General features: G+C 64.2%; 16 protein-coding genes and 1 tRNA gene. 7 read left to right on the forward strand and 10 right to left on the reverse strand.

Going from position 1 to position 16,815, the window contains the following annotated elements; genetic code table 11:
• Positions 1-160 precede the first annotated feature (160 nt).
• Genes ABID59_RS23495 through mobB form a run of 3 tightly spaced genes read right to left on the reverse strand, consistent with a single transcriptional unit; the run spans position 161 to position 2,262 of the window.
• Positions 161-424 carry a sulfurtransferase TusA family protein gene (locus ABID59_RS23495; RefSeq protein ID WP_148755395.1) on the reverse strand — a complete coding sequence of 88 codons (264 nt, stop codon included), beginning with the start codon at positions 422-424 and terminating at the stop codon, positions 161-163.
• A 44-nt stretch (positions 425-468) separates the two neighbouring features.
• A complete protein-coding gene (locus ABID59_RS23500; RefSeq protein ID WP_354084946.1) occupies positions 469-1,725 on the reverse strand; it encodes a molybdopterin molybdotransferase MoeA in 1,257 nt (418 codons plus the stop codon).
• Between the two features lie 9 nt (positions 1,726-1,734).
• The gene (mobB, locus tag ABID59_RS23505; protein WP_354084947.1) at positions 1,735-2,262 is read right to left on the reverse strand and encodes a molybdopterin-guanine dinucleotide biosynthesis protein B; all 528 of its coding nucleotides are present in this window, start codon (positions 2,260-2,262) and stop codon (positions 1,735-1,737) included.
• A gap of 209 nt (positions 2,263-2,471) precedes the next feature.
• Here mobB and fdhD point away from each other — a divergent pair, with 209 nt between their 5' ends.
• Positions 2,472-3,362 carry a formate dehydrogenase accessory sulfurtransferase FdhD gene (gene fdhD / locus ABID59_RS23510; protein WP_354084948.1) on the forward strand — a complete coding sequence of 297 codons (891 nt, stop codon included), beginning with the start codon at positions 2,472-2,474 and terminating at the stop codon, positions 3,360-3,362.
• Positions 3,352-4,026: a molybdenum cofactor guanylyltransferase MobA gene (gene mobA, locus ABID59_RS23515; RefSeq protein WP_187435342.1), complete on the forward strand. Its 675-nt coding sequence runs from the start codon at positions 3,352-3,354 to the stop codon at positions 4,024-4,026. The genes fdhD and mobA overlap by 11 nt, the downstream gene beginning before the upstream one ends.
• Here the strand turns inward: mobA and ABID59_RS23520 are convergent.
• The 4 genes from ABID59_RS23520 to ABID59_RS23535 are packed head-to-tail and all read right to left on the reverse strand — an operon-like array spanning position 3,993 to position 9,125.
• Positions 3,993-5,120, reverse strand: a complete 1,128-nt coding sequence (locus tag ABID59_RS23520) for an FAD-dependent monooxygenase (RefSeq protein WP_354084949.1) — start codon at positions 5,118-5,120, stop codon at positions 3,993-3,995. The two genes, mobA and ABID59_RS23520, sit on opposite strands and share 34 nt — an antisense overlap.
• 52 nt (positions 5,121-5,172) lie before the next feature.
• The gene (locus ABID59_RS23525; RefSeq protein ID WP_354084950.1) at positions 5,173-7,122 is read right to left on the reverse strand and encodes a molybdopterin biosynthesis protein; all 1,950 of its coding nucleotides are present in this window, start codon (positions 7,120-7,122) and stop codon (positions 5,173-5,175) included.
• Between the two features lie 13 nt (positions 7,123-7,135).
• On the reverse strand, positions 7,136-8,242 hold the full coding sequence (locus ABID59_RS23530) for a molybdopterin-binding protein (RefSeq protein ID WP_354084951.1): 1,107 nt from the start codon (positions 8,240-8,242) through the stop codon (positions 7,136-7,138).
• A 55-nt stretch (positions 8,243-8,297) separates the two neighbouring features.
• On the reverse strand, positions 8,298-9,125 hold the full coding sequence (locus tag ABID59_RS23535) for an ABC transporter substrate-binding protein (RefSeq protein ID WP_354084952.1): 828 nt from the start codon (positions 9,123-9,125) through the stop codon (positions 8,298-8,300).
• A 69-nt stretch (positions 9,126-9,194) separates the two neighbouring features.
• Here ABID59_RS23535 and ABID59_RS23540 point away from each other — a divergent pair, with 69 nt between their 5' ends.
• The 3 genes from ABID59_RS23540 to ABID59_RS23550 all read left to right on the forward strand — a co-directional run bounded on the left by ABID59_RS23540 (position 9,195) and on the right by ABID59_RS23550 (position 11,748).
• Positions 9,195-9,512: a hypothetical protein gene (locus tag ABID59_RS23540; protein WP_148755386.1), complete on the forward strand. Its 318-nt coding sequence runs from the start codon at positions 9,195-9,197 to the stop codon at positions 9,510-9,512.
• Positions 9,513-9,521: 9 nt separating this feature from the next.
• Positions 9,522-10,415 carry a substrate-binding domain-containing protein gene (locus tag ABID59_RS23545; protein ID WP_354034708.1) on the forward strand — a complete coding sequence of 298 codons (894 nt, stop codon included), beginning with the start codon at positions 9,522-9,524 and terminating at the stop codon, positions 10,413-10,415.
• Positions 10,416-10,518: 103 nt separating this feature from the next.
• Positions 10,519-11,748, forward strand: a complete 1,230-nt coding sequence (locus ABID59_RS23550; RefSeq protein WP_148755384.1) for an ABC transporter substrate-binding protein — start codon at positions 10,519-10,521, stop codon at positions 11,746-11,748.
• Between the two features lie 19 nt (positions 11,749-11,767).
• Here ABID59_RS23550 and ABID59_RS23555 read toward each other — a convergent pair whose 3' ends face one another.
• Positions 11,768-12,745 carry a TAXI family TRAP transporter solute-binding subunit gene (locus ABID59_RS23555; RefSeq protein WP_354084953.1) on the reverse strand — a complete coding sequence of 326 codons (978 nt, stop codon included), beginning with the start codon at positions 12,743-12,745 and terminating at the stop codon, positions 11,768-11,770.
• A gap of 106 nt (positions 12,746-12,851) precedes the next feature.
• Between ABID59_RS23555 and ABID59_RS23560 the strand changes: the two genes are divergently transcribed.
• Both ABID59_RS23560 and ABID59_RS23565 read left to right on the forward strand, forming a co-directional pair.
• Entirely contained in the window at positions 12,852-13,826 is a 975-nt protein-coding gene (locus tag ABID59_RS23560) for a Bug family tripartite tricarboxylate transporter substrate binding protein (RefSeq protein WP_354084954.1), read from the forward strand.
• A gap of 349 nt (positions 13,827-14,175) precedes the next feature.
• Positions 14,176-14,251: transfer RNA gene (locus ABID59_RS23565), tRNA-Ile, on the forward strand.
• 552 nt (positions 14,252-14,803) lie between these two features.
• Here ABID59_RS23565 and ABID59_RS23570 read toward each other — a convergent pair.
• Both ABID59_RS23570 and ABID59_RS23575 read right to left on the reverse strand, forming a co-directional pair.
• Positions 14,804-15,703: an SMP-30/gluconolactonase/LRE family protein gene (locus ABID59_RS23570; protein WP_354084955.1), complete on the reverse strand. Its 900-nt coding sequence runs from the start codon at positions 15,701-15,703 to the stop codon at positions 14,804-14,806.
• A gap of 59 nt (positions 15,704-15,762) precedes the next feature.
• Positions 15,763-16,800: an ABC transporter substrate-binding protein gene (locus ABID59_RS23575; protein WP_354084956.1), complete on the reverse strand. Its 1,038-nt coding sequence runs from the start codon at positions 16,798-16,800 to the stop codon at positions 15,763-15,765.
• Between the last annotated feature and the right edge of the window lie 15 nt (positions 16,801-16,815).

Raw genomic sequence — 16,815 nt, forward strand, 5'->3', positions numbered from 1 at the left:
GCTCTATGCCCGATACGATTTGCGAGCTTCGTAAGTGGCCCGTTGATCTGCGTATCGCGGACAAGACTCAACCTCCGCGCCTGCACGGGGAAAGTCAATTGGGGCAGAAGCCGTGGTCGATGTCGATAGATAAAAGGTCGGTATCAGCGCGGTAACGCGCTCAGGAACGCAGCGCAGCATTGGCAGCGTCTATCGAACCATTCGCTTTTTCTATCAAGAACACGATGCGCGCGTCGTTGCGCTCGGTGATCTCCACCGTGTCACCCGTCTCGCGGATCAGGTTCGGAATGTCAATCACCGACAACGGGTCGGTGCAGTGCACTTCGAGCTGATCGCCCGGCTGCAATGGTTTCAACGCCTTGCGCGTCTTCAAGGCGGGCAGCGGGCATTTCAGCCCGGTGAGATCAAGCGTCGTTCTGGTCATGAGCGCAACATGGCGGGAGGGGTCGATGACGTCAACGCGTCGCCTCAGATCAGATCGGCATAGGACAGGAAACCTGCACTGTCGCCCGGCTCGACGCGCGTGATGTCTTCGCCGAGCTCAACGAGGCCGTCGGTCTCCACCAATGACGAGAGCAGTCCGGCGCCCTCGCGCGGGAACTTGACTGCCTCCAGCGCGCCGTCGTCTCCCGGTCGCAACGAGGCGCGAACATATTCGCGCCGGCCGATCTTCTTCTTGTAGGTGAAGGCCGCGCGCACGGGGATCGGCATGAGCTTTTCCGGCAGACTGCCGGCGAGTGCCAGCACGGTCGGCCGCACCACATGGACGAAGGTGACAAAGCTCGCGACGGGGTTCCCGGGCAGCCCGATCAGCGGCGTGCCGCCGATGATGCCCATTGCCACGGGCCGTCCCGGCTTGATCGCCATTCGCCACAGCACCAGCGAGCCGACGCTCTCGACCGCCGCCTTGACGTGGTCTTCCTCGCCGGTCGAGACGCCACCGGTGGTGAGGATCAGATCGTGGCTGCTTGCGACCTGCTTCAATCCGTTGGCGAGCGAAGCTCGCTCGTCGCGCAGGATGCCGAGATCGGAGACCTCGCAGCCGAGACGGCGCAGCATTGCCATCAGCATGAAGCGGTTGGAATCGAACAGCTGCGAGCCCGCGCGCGGCTCGCCGGGCGAGGCCAGCTCATTACCGGTGGAGAAAACGGCGACACGGATACGCCTGACGACATCGAGCCGGGTCAGACCGAAGGCTGCGGCAAGCGCGACATGCTGGGGCCGCAGCCGCTGGCCGGCGCGTAACGCGACGTGCCCGACAGGAATGTCCTCACCTGCCGGACGAACATTGGCGCCAGGCTTCAGCCCGGGTGGCAGCACGATCTTGCCTGAAGCATCGATGCTGACATCTTCCTGCATGAAGACGGTCTCGGCCCCCGGCGGCATCGGTGCGCCCGTGAAGATACGCGCGGTGTGGCCGGGCTTGATCGGTGCTTGCGCAAGGCCGCCGGCCTGGATGCGGCCATCGAGCGGGAACGCCTGTTCCGTTTCTCGCGGAAGGTCGGCGTTGCCCACGGCGTAACCGTCGACGGCGGAGTTGGTGAAAGGCGGCAGCGGCAGGGGCGCCGCGATATCGCGCGCCAGCACACGCCCGTCGGCGTCAACGAGCGCCACTGTATCGAGATCGGCAATCGCACTGACGCGTGCGCTGATCAGGCCAACAGCCTCATCGAGCGACATCATCGGTCCACCGAAGGCAAAGCAATCGTCCGACAGTTGCGCCATGGTGCCTCGTCAGCGCGTCGCCGCGCTTCTTGCAACCGCTTCCTCGACCGGCATCGCCGCACGCAGCAGCAATGCAGCAACGGCCTCGATGTCATCGAGATGGACAGTCGGCAGCCGGGTTTCAACCGCCACATCGGTCGCGATTCCGACAATGCCGGGATCGTCAGGGAACAGCAGCGGCTTGTCGTTGGCGGCGCGATGCACCTCGATCTTGTGATGCGGCTCGCGCTTGAAGCCTTCGACCACCACGAGATCGACCGCCGACAGCTTGTTCAACAGTTCCGGCAGCCGCGGCTCGGCCGCGCCGCGCAATTCGTGCATCAGGGCCCAACGGTTCGACGAGGCCACCAGCACCTCGGCCGCACCGGCCTCGCGATGGCGCCAGGAATCCTTGCCGGGCACATCGACGTCGAACCGGTGATGCGCATGCTTGATGACGGAGACGCGCAGGCCCTGCGCGTTGAAATGCGGGATCAGCCGCGTCAACAGCGTGGTCTTGCCCGCACCGCTCCAGCCTGCAAGGCCGATGACTTTCATCGCAACTCGATCTCCGCCGACAGCCTACCAGCCGATGGAACCTCCAGCCTCTCCCCGTCATTGCGAGCGCAGCGAAGCAATCCAGAGTGTCTCCGCGGATGCATTTCTGGATTGCTTCGCTACGCTCGCAATGACGAACGGAGGCATTTCGTGCTCTCCAGGGCATGCTTATATCGGCTTGACCCGAATGTCATGCTAACGTCGCCCCCATGATGAAGATCGACAAAGCCCCGGTGCCTCTGGTCATTCCGAACCCGGACGACCCGCGCCTGACCCAGAGGGTGACCGGGACCGACCAGACCGGCGCCAGGGTCGAGATCAAGGTGCCGATGGAGCGGCCCTTGACGCTGTATCTGAACTCGCAGGAGATCGTCACCATGATGACGATCGGCGACTATCCGGAATATCTGGCGCTGGGCTACCTGCTCAACCAGAACATGCTGAAATACAATGACGCCGTCACCGAGGTCGAATACGACGACGACCTCCAGGTCGTGGTGGTGCGCACCGAGCACCACACCAACTTCGAGGCCAAGCTGAAGAAGCGCACGCAGACCTCAGGCTGCGCGCAAGGCACGGCCTTCGGCGACCTGCTGGAGGCGGTCGAAAGCGTCGCGCTGCCGAAAGCCGAGCTGCGCACCTCCTGGCTCTACCAGATGACACAGACCATCAACACCATGCCCTCGCTCTATCTGGAGGCTGGCGCGATCCACGGCTGCGTGCTGTGCAGGGAGGGCGAGCCGCTCTGCTACACCGAGGACGTCGGCCGCCACAACGCCGTCGACAAGATCGCGGGCTGGATGTATCGCCACGGCGTCGATGCGTCCGACAAGATCCTTTACACGACAGGACGTCTCACCTCGGAAATGGTGATCAAGACGGTGCGGATGGGAATCCCGATCCTGGTGTCGCGCTCCGGCTTCACCGCCTGGGGCGTCGATCTTGCAAGGCAGGTGGGTTTGACGCTGGTCGGACGCACGCGCGGAAAGCGTTTCATCGCGCTCGCCGGCGAGGAACGGATCGTCTACGACCAGAATCTCGATTACGTCGAAGAGGAATCGGCGAGGCACAAGCGTAAGGGCGAAGGTGGTGACGACTAGGACTCCGGCAACGAGCATTCCATCAACTCTTGGCGTGCTGCTCGCCGGCGGCCTCGCGCGCCGCATGGGCGGCGGCGACAAGCCGATGCGGACCATCGGCGGCCGCACCATCCTGGAGCGCGTGATCGCGCGCCTATCGCCCCAGTGCGACGGATTGATCCTCAATGCGAATGGCGATCCAGCGCGCTTCGCCGCGTTCGGCTTGCAGGTCATTTCCGATGACGTCCCCGGCTTCCCCGGCCCGCTCGCCGGCATTTTGGCCGCGCTCGACTGGACCGCGGCGAACCGGCCGGAGATCGAATGGGTGCTCAGCGCCGCCGGCGACTGCCCCTTCCTGCCACGCGACCTCGTCGCGCGGCTGCATGAGGCCCGGGCACGGGGGAACGCGCAGCTTGCGGTCGCAGCGTCAGGCGACCAGTCGCATCCGGTCATCGGCCTCTGGCGTGTCGCCTTGCGCCACGAGCTTCGTCACGCACTGGTCGTCGAGGATCTCCGCAAGATCGACCGCTGGACCGCGCGCTACCCGCTGGCGACGGTGACGTGGCCGGCCGAGCCGCTCGATCCGTTCTTCAACGCAAATACAGTCGAGGACATCGCAGAGGCCGAGCGGCTCGCGGCGCTGGATGACGCTCAAGCCGCCAGCGGCACCGACCAGGCGTCGTAGCAGTAGACCCAGCTCGTATCTGTCCACTCCTTCAGCCAGATGTTGGCACGTGAGGTCTCCTGCACCCGCGTGGTCCGCACCTTGCGCGTCGCCTCGAAGCGGCGAAAAGCATCCACGATGCCGTCGCGGTCGACACTTTCGAGACAGCGCGACAGCACCGCGGCGTCCTCGATCGCCATCGCGGCACCCTGTGCCATATAGGGCGTCATCGGATGGCAGGCGTCGCCGAGCAGCGTCACCTTGCCGTCGGCCCAGCGCTCCAGCGCATCGCGATCCATGATCGCCCATTTGTGCACGTCGGGACACGCCGCCAGCACCTTTCCGACCTGCGGATGAAAGCCTTCGAACGAGGCGCGCAGATCGCGCACGTCGCCCTTCGCCGACCAGGACTCGATCAGGAAGTTCGGCTCCGGCTGGCTGGTGACGAGATAGACCTCGCTACGATCAGGCTTGACGTAATAGATCACGATGTGGCGGTCCTCGCCCCACCACTTCGTGCAATCGTCGATTTTCTCGCCGAGCAGTGCGGCCGGATAGGTGGCGCGGTAGGCGATGCGGCCGGTGAATTTGACCGGCGTGGTGTCAAACAGAATGTCGCGCACCGCTGAATGCACGCCGTCGGCGCCGATCACCGCATCGGCAACAGCGCCGGTGCCGTCGGCGAAGCTCAGCCGAACGCCCTCGCCGGTCTCGTCGAGGCCGACGAGCTTGTGGTTGAGCCTCACACACTCATCCGGCACGACGCTCGCCAACGCTGCGTGGAGATCGCCACGATGCGCCAGCAGATAGGGCGCACCGAACTTCTCCTCCGCGCTCTCGCCAAAGATCATGTCGAACTTGATGTCGCCGCTCTTCCAGGCGCGGTTGTTCCAGGACCGCGGATAGAACGACTGGCTGCGCATTCGCGACTCCAGTCCCAGCGCGCGCAGCACCTTCATCGCGTTGCAGCCGATCTGGATGCCGGCGCCGATGCGAGCGAACTGGGAGGCCTGCTCGTAGACCATCACGCCGACGCCGACGCGCCTGAGCGCCGCAGCGGTCGCGAGCCCACCCATGCCGGCACCGACGACCGCAACCGAAAGCGGCCTTGCCATCGCTTCCCCTACCCTATTGTCCGCGCGGCTTGAATGCCGCGTCGTCTATCGTTTACGCGGGCCGGAAGCCAGCGCGCTCCAGCGCTGCGCGGGCGTCGTCCGAGCCGAGTGCGTCGAGAAAGGCCTGCACTGCAGGACGCTGCTTGCGCGCTGCGACCAGCGCAAAGTCATAATGCTCTTCCGCGAGCGGAATGAAACCGAGGCCGACCGCATGGGCGACCGGCGCAATGGTCATGCCCCAATCGGCGCGGTGCTGCGCGACGGCTGCGGCGACCGCATTGTGCGAGCGCGGCTGGTTCCAATAGCCGTCCGGACGGGCGCCACCGAGCAGCCGGTCGATCAGGATCCGCGTGCCGGCGCCCTGATTGCGGTTGACCATGATGCAGGCGGGGTCGGCGAGCGCAGCAGCAATGGCCTCCTTCGCGCCGAGCCCCTCAAAACGCTTGTCGCCCCTGCGGTACACAATGCCCTGCATCCGCCGCCAGCCCGGCACGAGCTCGAGTCCCTCGGCGAGGTAAGGCGTGTTGTAGGTCTCGCTCTTGTCGTCGAACAGATGGATCGGCGCGAGATCGCATTCGCCGCGCTTCGCTGCCGCAAGTCCGCCGAGGCTGCCGACGGCGATCGAGCGCACGGTAAGGCCGGCATGCGCGAGCGGTGCGGTGACGAGATCGAGGCCGGTGCAATGACTGCCGACGATGACGAGATCAGGCACCCGCACATGCGGCGTAAACAGAGTGACCTCTGCTTCGGTCCCCGCCGGCATCTGGTCGGCGAGCGCGTCAATGCGCAAAAAGCCGTCGGCTTGCGCGAAGGACGTGATCGCACCGGAGCCTTTGCCGGAGGGATAGGCGATCAGGCCGTCCTTGCCCGCGACCAGCGAAACCATGACGAATTCGGTGCGGCCGAGCTCGGAAGCAATGCGCACCGGCACGGTGGCACTCACCTTGGCATCGGAGCGCGGCGGCAGGCCGGCCATTCTGCGCAGCGCCGGCACGATCATGTCGTGGAAGGTGAACATCGCCGAGGTCGGAAAGCCCGGCAGGATCACAACCGGCTTGCCGTCGCACACCGCGAGACACAGCGGCTTGCCCGGCTTGAGCGCAACGCCATGCGCGATGATGCCGGGCTGGCCGAGCCGGCCGATGATGCGATGGGACAGATCGCCCGCCCCCTTCGACGTGCCGCCGGAGAGCACCAGCATATCGGCATCCGCCAACGTCTGGCGCATCGCGGCTTCGAGCTTGGCTTCGTCGTCGGGAATGGCGCCGAGGAAGATGGCCTCGCCGCCGTTCTCGTCGATCGCGGCCGCGACGATGGCGCCATTGGTGTCGTAGATCGCGGCAGGCGCAAGCGCCTCACCGGGCTGCACCAGTTCGTCGCCGGTGGAGATCACCGCGACGCGCGGCCTCCGCGCAACCTTCACCTCGGCGATGCCACAGGCCGCCAGCATGCCGATCTCACGGGAGCCTATGATCGTGCCGGCGCGCAGCAGCGCCTCGCCGCGCGCGATGTCGGATCCGGCATAGGACACGAATTGCCCCGGCGAGGCGGCGCGACGAACATCGATCGCGTCGGGGCCGGCCGGCTGGGTGTGCTCGACCATGACCACAGCATCGGCGCCTCGCGGCACGGGGCCGCCAGTGGCGATCGGCGTTACGGTGCCCGCGGCGACTTGCAGCTTGGGCACGGTGCCGCAGTGAATGGTCTCGCCGTTCAGCGCGAGCCGCACGGATGCGCCTTCACCGGCGGCGGAAAGATCCGCCGAGCGTACGGCAAAACCATCGACATTCGAGCGGTCGAAGGGCGGCACGTCGATCGGTGCGGTGATGTCTTCAGCCAGTGCCGTACCGAGCGCATCGGCAAGCCTGCGCTGTTCGCTCGGGATCGCGCGCGGAAACAGGGCCGCCTCGAACCGCGCGAGCGCCTCCTCGCGTGAGAGGATCTTGAGGAATTGCTCCTGTTCGAGCGCGCTGCGATCTGGCGGTTTTGGGATCATCGTCATGCCGGAACCCATATCATTCCCGCATCAGATAAGCATCGACCGGCTCGTCCGCCGCAAATCCCTCATGGCTGGCGGGAATGAGCAGCCATGCATCCGCTCCGGCAATGGCGTGGAGCGGCCATTCACCGACTGCAAGCGGCATCCACGTTTTATGTTCCTCGGCCAGCAGAGCGATCTCGGCAATGCCGACGCTGGACGCGATCTTTCGCGCGAGCGGCAGGGTCACTGTGCGGCGCGGCTGCCGCGCCGACATTCTGTCGATGAGCGGAAGCACAAGCGCCAACCAGACCGCGAGGGCCGGAGCGGGCGCCCCGGGCAAGGCAAGGACGGGAACTTTTCCGAGCCGCCCAGCGGCTGCGGTGCGTCCGGGCTGGAGCGCGAGGCCGTGGGCGAATTCGGCTCCACGCTGGGCCAGCGCCGTTACCGAGGCATCCGCACGACCGGCTCCGCTGCCGCCGATCGTCAGCAGCAGATCGCAGACGGAGACATCGAGCGCCTCCGCAATCGATGTCGCATCACGTGAGCCGGCTTCATGCGCGGTCACCTCCAATCCCGCCGCGCGCGCGAGGTCGGTGATCATCTGCATCGTCGCGGTGGCGCCCGGCACGTTGACGATGCGCAGCCGCGGTCGCCTGATGCTCAGCCTTTCGACATCGGCGACACGCGCGAGCAACAGAGCCGTTGCATCGATGGGAAGTCCCGCTGTGGCCGCGGGCGAGCGGTCTGCGGTGTCGCCGCCGGCACGCCCGACGCCTTGCCCTGGAACGCCCTCGGCCAGAACCTGGGCGAGCGGGCCCGACACCTCGACGGCGCCGGCATCGAGCACGCAGTCGCACCCTGCCGGCATCGCATCGCCGGCGTCGACCCACACGGGAAGCCCGGTCAGAGGCAGCGGCGAATAGGAGGACGCACCGACCAGATCGTTGGCACGCAACGCCCAGCCATCTACGACAGCGATGTCGCACGGCGGATAGGCTGCGAGCTGCGGCATCCCCGCGGCGATACAGCCGACGGCTTCAGCCAGCGGCAACTCGACCGGCGCGACCGGACCGATGCCGCGCAGCAAAACAGCGAGCGCGGTGTCGAGCGGCGTCAGCGAGGGCGGCAGGCGCTGGGTCATGCCTCATGGTGGACCACGCATCGCTCGGTTTGGCAACCGCTCGTGCCTCGGCCAATCAGGGCTTGTCCGCATTCGGAAAGAACACCTGTTGCCCGTCGACCTTGAAGCCTGCGATCGCCGCCTGCCCTTCCGGCGAGGTCAACCAGTCGACGAAGGTCTGGCCCAGCTCCTTCTTGACGTTCGGATGCTTCTCCGGGTTCACCAGCATCACGCCGTATTGGTTGAGCAGCCGCTTGTCGCCCTCGACAACGATGTCGAGATCGCCGCGATCCCTGAAGGCGATCCAGCTGGCGCGATCCGCGAGCACATAGGCATTCGCCGCGCGTGCGGCGTCGAGGGCGGCGGTCATGCCCTGCCCGCTCTCGCGATACCAGGCGCCTTTTGTACTGGCGATGTCGATGCCGGCAACGATCCAGAGAGCAAGCTCCGCCGCGTGGGTGCCGGAACGATCGCCACGCGTGATGAACGGCGCACCCTTGGCCTCGATCGCCTTCAGCGCGGTGGCGATGTCCTTGCCCTTCACGCCGGCGGGATCGCTCTTCGGCCCGATCAGCACGAAATCGTTGTACATCACGTCGTAGCGCTTCGTGGCAAAACCGTCAGCGACGAATTTCTCCTCTTGCGGCCGGGCATGCATCAACACGACGTCGACCTCGCCCCGTCGTGCAACGTCGAGCACCTCGTCGCTGCGGCGTGCGATCACCGTCACCTCGATGCCGGTCTTGTCGCGGACAATCGGCAGCAGATAGTCGAGCAGGCCGGAGTCCTGCGTCGATGTCGTCGAGGCCAGGACGATCGCACGCTCCTCGCCAGACGAGGCCGCAATGCCTCCGGCGAGGCCGCAGAGAAGCGCAAATGCAACGGTCAGTCGGCGAACGGCCATGACGGGTTCCCATTGAACAAGACGCGATCATGATGCTCGATTGCGCCGCACTCGTGACGGACTTGCCAGTTGCCACAGCAACAGGAGATAGAGCTTGAGCCTGACCACCACCGAAAGGCAAGTTCACCACGCGTCGGCGAGCGGACGAAGACGAGTTATCCGGGAAATTTCGGCAATCAATCAACCGCCACGTTGACTGCAATCACGAGCGCAACGGCCGCAACGCCCGCACCATTCGAGCCCAGCAAGATCGTCAACCAAAATCAAAACACGCGTCAGGATGTGTTGCAAAGCAACGAGATCATCGGGCATGGTTCGCGCGGACAAAAATCGAAGTGCAGAATTCCACCTGCGTTTAACGTCAAAAAGAAGCAAGAATTTGCATAGGAATGCAGGATGGAATTCCTGACGACCAGTGAAGCCGCGGACTATCTCCGTCTCGGCGAACGCAAGCTTTACGAACTCGTCACCAACGGCGCGATCCCGTGCACCAAGGTGACCGGCAAATGGCTCTTCCCGCGGCACGAGCTCGATCTCTGGGTCCTGTCAGGCATGGCGCGTCCAGCCGGCATGCTGACGGCGGAGCCGCCGCCGGTCGTGGGCGGCAGCCAGGACGAGCTCCTGGATTGGAGCCTGCGTGAGTCCGGCTCGGGCCTGGGATCGATGACCGAAGGCAGTGCGCGCGGGCTCGAGCGCCTGCAACGTGACGAGGTGATGGCAGTCGCCGTGCACTTCCACAGCCTCGATGCCGAGGGCAATCTCGCCTCCGACGCCAGCGCGGCGGCGCTGCGGGACGCGCCTGACCTGCATGACGCGCTGCTGGTCGCCTTCGTGCGCCGCGAGCAGGGTCTCGTGCTGCCGCCGGGCAATCCGAAGCGGCTGCGCGGTCTCTCCGACGTGCTCGCGCTCGGCTCGCGGATGGCGACGCGGCAACAGGGCACGGGCGCGCAGATGCTGCTCGACGTGCTGCTGCTGCGCGCGGGCGCCTCGACGCGCGATCTGCGCCGGGTGGAGACGCCTGCCCTCACCGGGCCGGATCTCGCCGAAGTGGTCCGCGCCGGGCAGGCCGACTGCGGCGTTGCGACGCGCGCGGCGGCGCGCTCGGCGGGTCTCGATTTCGTGCCGCTGGTCTGGGAGAATTTTGACCTTGCGATGCGGCAGCGCAGCTATTTCCGCCCCGCCATGCAGGCCCTGATCCGGTTCCTCAGCGAACGGCGGCTGCGCCGGCGCGCCGAGGAGCTGACCGGCTACGATCCCTCCCCCGCCGGGCAGATCCGCTTCGCGGCCTGACATTGACGCCCGCCCCAAAATAGTTGCAAAAGAAACCAATTCAGCCGGGCCGTACCCGGGACAGGCAACTTCGGCCAACGAGCCGGATCAGGGGAGGACAAGCGTGAATCCAGCGAGATTTGGACTGCCGGTCGCGGCTGCCTTTATAGCGATGCCCTTGGCGGCGGCGCTGCTGTCGGGCGCCGCAATGGCGCAGGTGTCCGACGACATCGTCAAGATCGGCGTGCTCACCGACATGAACGGCCCGGCCTCCGCGCCGACCGGCCAGGGCTCGGTGACCGCGGCGCAGATGGCGATCGACGATTTCGGCGGCACGGTGCTCGGCAAGCCGATCAGCATCGTGATCGGCGACCACCAGCTCAAGGCCGATATCGGCGGCGGCATCGCGCGGCGCTGGTACGATGTCGACCAGGTCGATCTCATCGTCGACGTGCCGGTTTCCGCCGTTGGCCTCGCGGTGCAGAACGTCGCCAACGAGAAGAAGCGGCTGTTCATCACCCACTCCACCGGCACCGCCGATTTCCACGGCAAGTTCTGCTCGCCCTATGCGATACAGTGGGTGTTCGACACCCGCGCGCTCGCGGTCGGCACCGCGGACGCGGTGGTCAAGCGCGGCGGCGACAGCTGGTTCTTCATCACCGACGACTATGCCTTCGGCCACTCCCTCGAACGCGATGCCTCCAGCGTCATCACCGCCAATGGCGGCAAGGTGCTCGGCTCGGTGAAGCCGCCGCTGGCGACGCCGGATCTCTCCTCCTTCGTGCTGCAGGCGCAGGCGTCCAAGGCCAAGATCATCGGCATCGCGGCAGGTCCCCCGAACAACATGAACGAGATCAAGACCGGCTCGGAGTTCGGCGTGTTCAAGGGCGGCCAGCAGATGGCGGCGCTGCTCGCGCTGATCACCGACATCCACGGCCTCGGCCTGCAGGCAGCGCAGGGCCTGTTGCTGACGACGTCGTTCTATTGGGACATGGACGACAAGACGCGCGAATGGTCGAAGCGCTATTTCGCCAAGATGAACAAGATGCCGTCGATGTGGCAGGCCGGCGTCTATTCCAGCGTGATGCACTATCTCAACGCCATCAAGGCAACCGGCACCGACGATCCGCTCAAGGTCGCGGCGAAAATGCGCGAGACGCCGGTCGAGGATTTCTTCGCCCGCAACGGCCGCTTGCGCGAAGACAATCTGATGGTGCACGACCTCTGGCTGGTCCAGGTGAAGACGCCGGAGGAAAGCAAATATCCGTGGGACTATTACAAGATCCTCACCACGATCTCGGGCGACAAGGCGTTCGGCCCGCCGGACCCGGCGTGTCCGATGCTGAAGAAGTGACGAGCGCCTAAAGCGATCGTCACTTCACGACTCCAATCTCGCGAAAATACTGCATCACGCCCGGATGAATCAGCTCCGGCTTCGGTGCCGCCGCGACCGTGTTCGCCGCGGTGGTCTCGCAGGCCTGGGCGAGCTTCCTACAGAAGATCGCTTCGGCGCTGTGCAGCGTCTTCGCGAGACGATAGGCGACATCGTCGGGCAGATCCTCGCGCGTCAGCACAAAGCTCCAGGAGCCGAGCGAGGCGATCGGCTCGGACTGTTTGGGATAGGAGCCGGCCGGCACGGTCAGGGGTTTAAGGAACGCATGCCTGGCGCGGATGCGCGTGATCTCTTCGGCAGAGGGCGCGATGAAGCGCGCGCCTGATGCGCTCGAGGCCACCGCCGCAAAGCCCGGCCAGCCGATGCCGGCGCCCCACAGTGCAGCCACGCGGCCATCCTCGACCATCGCGGGGCCGTCGCCGGCGCGGTCGAGATAAACAGCCTTGAAATCCTCGTCCTGCTTCAGGCCGAGCCCGTCGAGCACGTAGCGCGCCAGGATCGGCAGGCCCGAGCCCTTGGCGCCGAACGCAACCGGCTGGCCGACGAGATCATGAATCGTTTTGTACGGACTGTCCGCCCGCACCACGAACATGCCGGGGTTGGAATAGATCGCGGTCAAGATCTTCAGCGCTACCTTCGCGCGGCCGATGCCAGCAAACGCCTCATAGGCCGGCTCGCCCGCGACCAGCGCGAGATCGAGCTCGCCTTTCTCCAAAAGCGGAATGTTCTCGTTGCTGCCCTTGGTGTTGCGCGGAGCAATGGTGAGCGCGCTATCTGCCGCGTTCATCACCTCCGCAAAGGCGTTGCCATAAAGCGGGAAACCGCCGCCGGGCGTCGCGGTGCCCAGGCTGATCGTCGTGGTGGAAATGGCATTGCCTCCGGTTTGAGCAGCAGCGGGGCTTGCAAGGAAATTTCCGAGCAGCGCCGCACTGATGAGAATCGTGATCGCGAGTTTCATGGTCGTTCCGGCGGCGCCCGCGTCAACATCGACTTGAGGCGATGTAGGCAGCGGGCGGTTTTTGTGAAAGCATGCCCCCAACGACAATAGAACAATGGGAGGCATCATGTTGCGAATTTTGCGGTGCGCTGTTTTCGGGCTGGTTTTTCTGTTCGGTGTTTTCGCAGCCTCCCCTCCCGCCTCCGCCGCATATCCCGACCGCCCGGTGCACTGGATGATCGGCTTTGCCGCCGGCGGCCCGGTCGACATCGTCGCCCGCATCATGGCGCAGGCGCTGTCGGATCGGCTCGGCCAGCAATTCATCGTCGAGAACCGCGCCGGCTCCGGCGGCAACATCGCGGCCGGTGCCGCGATCAACGCAGCCCCCGACGGCTACACGCTGCTGTTCGTCGCGCCCAACAACGCGATCTCGACCTCGCTCTACAAGAAGCTGCCGTTCGACTTCCTGCGCGACACCGTGCCGGTCGCGAGCATCATGCAGCTCACCAACATGCTGGTCGTCTCCAATGCGATGCCGGTGAAGACGGTCCAGGAGTTCATCGATTATTGCAGGGCCAATCCCGGCCAGATCTCGTTCGCCTCGTCCGGCAACGGCACCTCGGTGCACATGTCGGCGGAGCTGTTCAAGGTGATGACCAAGTGCGACATGGTGCACGTGCCCTATCGCGGCTCTGCGATCGCCTTCCCGGACATCATCTCCAACAAGGTGCAGCTGATCTTCGACAACCTTCCTTCCGCGCTCGAGCAGTCGCGCGGCGGCACTGTCCGCGCCATCGGCGTGACCTCGCCGCAGCGCTGGCCTGGTGTGCCCGACGTGCCTGCGATCGCCGAGACCGTGCCGGGCTTCGAAGCGGTCGGCTTCTACGGCATCTCCGCGCCAAAGGGCACACCGCCCGAGGTGGTCGAGATCCTCAACAAGGCCGTCGGCGACGCGCTGAAGGACCCGAAGGTCACGGCGCGGTTGACCGAGAATGGCGGCATCCCCAAGCCGATGACGCCGGCCGAGTTCGGCAAGCTCGTCACCGACGAGACCGAGAAGTGGCGCAAGGTCGTGGCATTCGCCGGGGTCTCGGTGGACTGAGCGGACAACCTGCCACGGGCCGAGAGCCCGCGAGTGAAGCGTGGTGAGGGGACCGGCGTATCCCCTTCCAGCAAGAACTTGCGAAAACAACCCCATGCACAGTAGAAAAGCCAGGCGATTTCAGCGGGTTACAGAGGCGAAAGCGCGCAGCACCCCAAAACACTTTGACACGTCGGGCAAAACAGTGGCATAAGCCCAAGATCGCAGAATTCGGTTATTCGGAACATGCTCGGCGATACAGCGCCTGCGCTTGCGGTTCGCCAGACCCGGCATTGCACCCCCGCCTCCGGCCCTGTAAACGAACCGCGCACCGTTGCCGGCCGCGCATTCCCGCGGCCGTCCTGCGGCGGGGCCTGTAGCTCAATGGTTAGAGCCGGCCGCTCATAACGGTCTGGTTGCAGGTTCGAGTCCTGCCGGGCCCACCAGCCTTCGCTCGCTTCGCGAGCTTCGGCTCGGCAAGCCGGTGCCACACGTCAAAAGCGAAGCGAGTGACGGCTGCCGCGCCGAAGTTCAAGAGGCGAAGGCGGGCCTGCGCTCGGCAAGCTACCCATCGACAACGAACTGGCCTCGGCCCGCAAGCGCAAGAGGAATTCGACACCCCAAGATGTTTTCGATGAAGGCCAGGAAAAGGAAATCGCCGCACTCCGGGGCCAAGCTCAGCACGCTTGACGGTTCTTCCCTCTTGCCGCCACAGGACATCCTCGGAAATGCCCTATCACCGAGATAATCGTGTCTCACTTGAGGGGTGCAGTCCAGCACTGTCACTGTAAGTTTTACTGCGGCATTCCGCAGCGGACCCTGAGCGACGATTGCGAATCGATCCCGAGCATCAGCATAAGGAGCAAGAGGATCTGGAAACGGCAGAGAAGACCGGGAGCTGCGACTTCGCCAACCGATCGGCAGAGCGGCATGGGACTGAGGCTCGCAAGCAAGCATCCTATAGGCCGGATTTCTGGCTCAGACCAAGTGGGTTGGGATCAAGAAAGATCTTTGAGATCTGCAACTAACAGCGACCCCGTAGAGGACTCCGTAATGAGCAATGCGTTGTTGGCCGCATCTAAGGCGACGTTTGTGCAGGTCGCCCCTGCGCACGACTTGATGCGGGCAATCACTTCGCCGTTCGGCGCCAAGACGAACACGTGACCGAGGGACGCGTGCGCGACAAAGAGTCGCCCATCGCGATCCAATGTGAGTCCATCTGGTCCGCTAGTCCCGAAAAACGAACTGAACCGTCCAACCTTCGCGACGCCACCGTCGCGCATAAGCGGCATACGCCAGACGCTGTTGTCACGTGTCATCGCCACAAACAGCACGCTCTCATCCAAATTGAGCACTAGCCCGTTCGGGCTCGGCCCGTTTGAAACGAGGCAGTCCAAGCGGCCTCCAGCGCAAAGGCGAAACACACGGCCAGTCGGATCGTGCAAGCCAGTCTGTCCCTGATCTGTGAAATAGATGTCGCCGTTAGCCGCGATATGAAGATCGTTGCAGCCCCTGAAGGACTCGGAATTGCGGTGGCTCAGCAGGGGGCGGATTGTGCCGCACTCCGAGTCGAGCTCCATGAGACCGTTCATGTAATCGGCGACGATTATTCGTCCATCCGGAGCGATTTTCAGCCCGTTGGGCCAGCCGTCATATTCGACTATCAGAGACCAGGCGCCGTCAGGTGAAACCCGGAAAATGCGACCGAAGGGAATATCGACAACATATACATTTCCGGATTTATCGATCGAGGGCCCCTCGAGGAAGCAATCCACGGAACGGCCACCGCGATTGGCATCCGCCCATTCCGAGGAGACGCCGGGGCGACGAAACTGCGCCGGCATTGACGAGAGAACGCGCGTTTCGATCAACCGAGGTGGCTTGTCGAGATACATCATGAACTGCCGAACTGCTTGGACATCGTGCGCTCGTTGCGATAGAGGTCTGGAGTGAATGTCTATTTCAAGCGCCGTGCGGCCTCCTCCGCGAAGTGGTTTGTGTACGTTTTCGACAGATCGATCTTGAAATTCTCAATCTCATCGCTGTAGCCGGACAGAATCGCGAGTGGGATTCTCGTGCTTTCGGGGTCCGTGAAGCCATCAGCTGAAAACAACGACCTGGATGCCTCCATGATTTGAACGTTGAGGTCATGCTGGCCGGGCAGTTTCCATGCGTCTGGCAATGAGTGGACAATCTCTGCCGCGGGCGCCTGCTGAATGAAGCGTAGAGTACGGATGAACGCGTCGACGAGTCGTTGTGTTGTCTCTGGATTGGCTTCGATAAAGGCACGTGTCGCGTAGAGACAGGCAAACGGTGAGATTTTCCCGCCTATTGCCGATTCCGCACCTTCAGGCGTGCGCGCGTCCAAGAGGACCTTCACTGCCTTCTTCTGCTGAAGAATTGTAGCAATAGGATCCCAATAAATAAGTGCATCGACATTGCCGTTCTCAAGAGCAACCATTCCTGGTGGCCCGCTGCCCACAGCCACGATCTGCGCGTCAGCGGGCTTCAGGCCGTTGCGACGCAGATAGTAGCGCACCGTCATGTCCGCACTTGAACCTGGCGCAGTTATGCCGATCCTCAGGCCCTTGAGATCGCGACCGCTGTTGACCTTTTCAGCTAGACTGGCACGAACTCCTATCGAAAAGCCTGGTCGGGTGTTGAGCTGCGCGACGCAGACGATCTCCTTCCCTTTCGTCTGCATCTGGATCGTATGATCATAGGCTCCTACGGTGACGTCGACGGACCCGCCAATGAGCGCCTGCAGCGCTTTCGTGCCTCCCGATGCAAAATTCTGGACCGTTACGGTTAGCCCTTCCTTCTTGAACTCGCCGCGCGATTCGGCCAGGCCGACGGGCATGTAATTCATTATCATCGACCCGACGGCCAGGCTTACATTTGCCTTTTCGGGCTCGGTCGCCGTGGCCGTGGACGATGCCGCTCCGAACATCATGGCAGCACCGAACAGCGCATTCAAACGAGTTGAGTTGCTCATCTGCAATTTCCTTAT

Source organism: Bradyrhizobium sp. S3.3.6 (assembly GCF_040546905.1).
Lineage (GTDB): Bacteria > Pseudomonadota > Alphaproteobacteria > Rhizobiales > Xanthobacteraceae > Bradyrhizobium > Bradyrhizobium cytisi.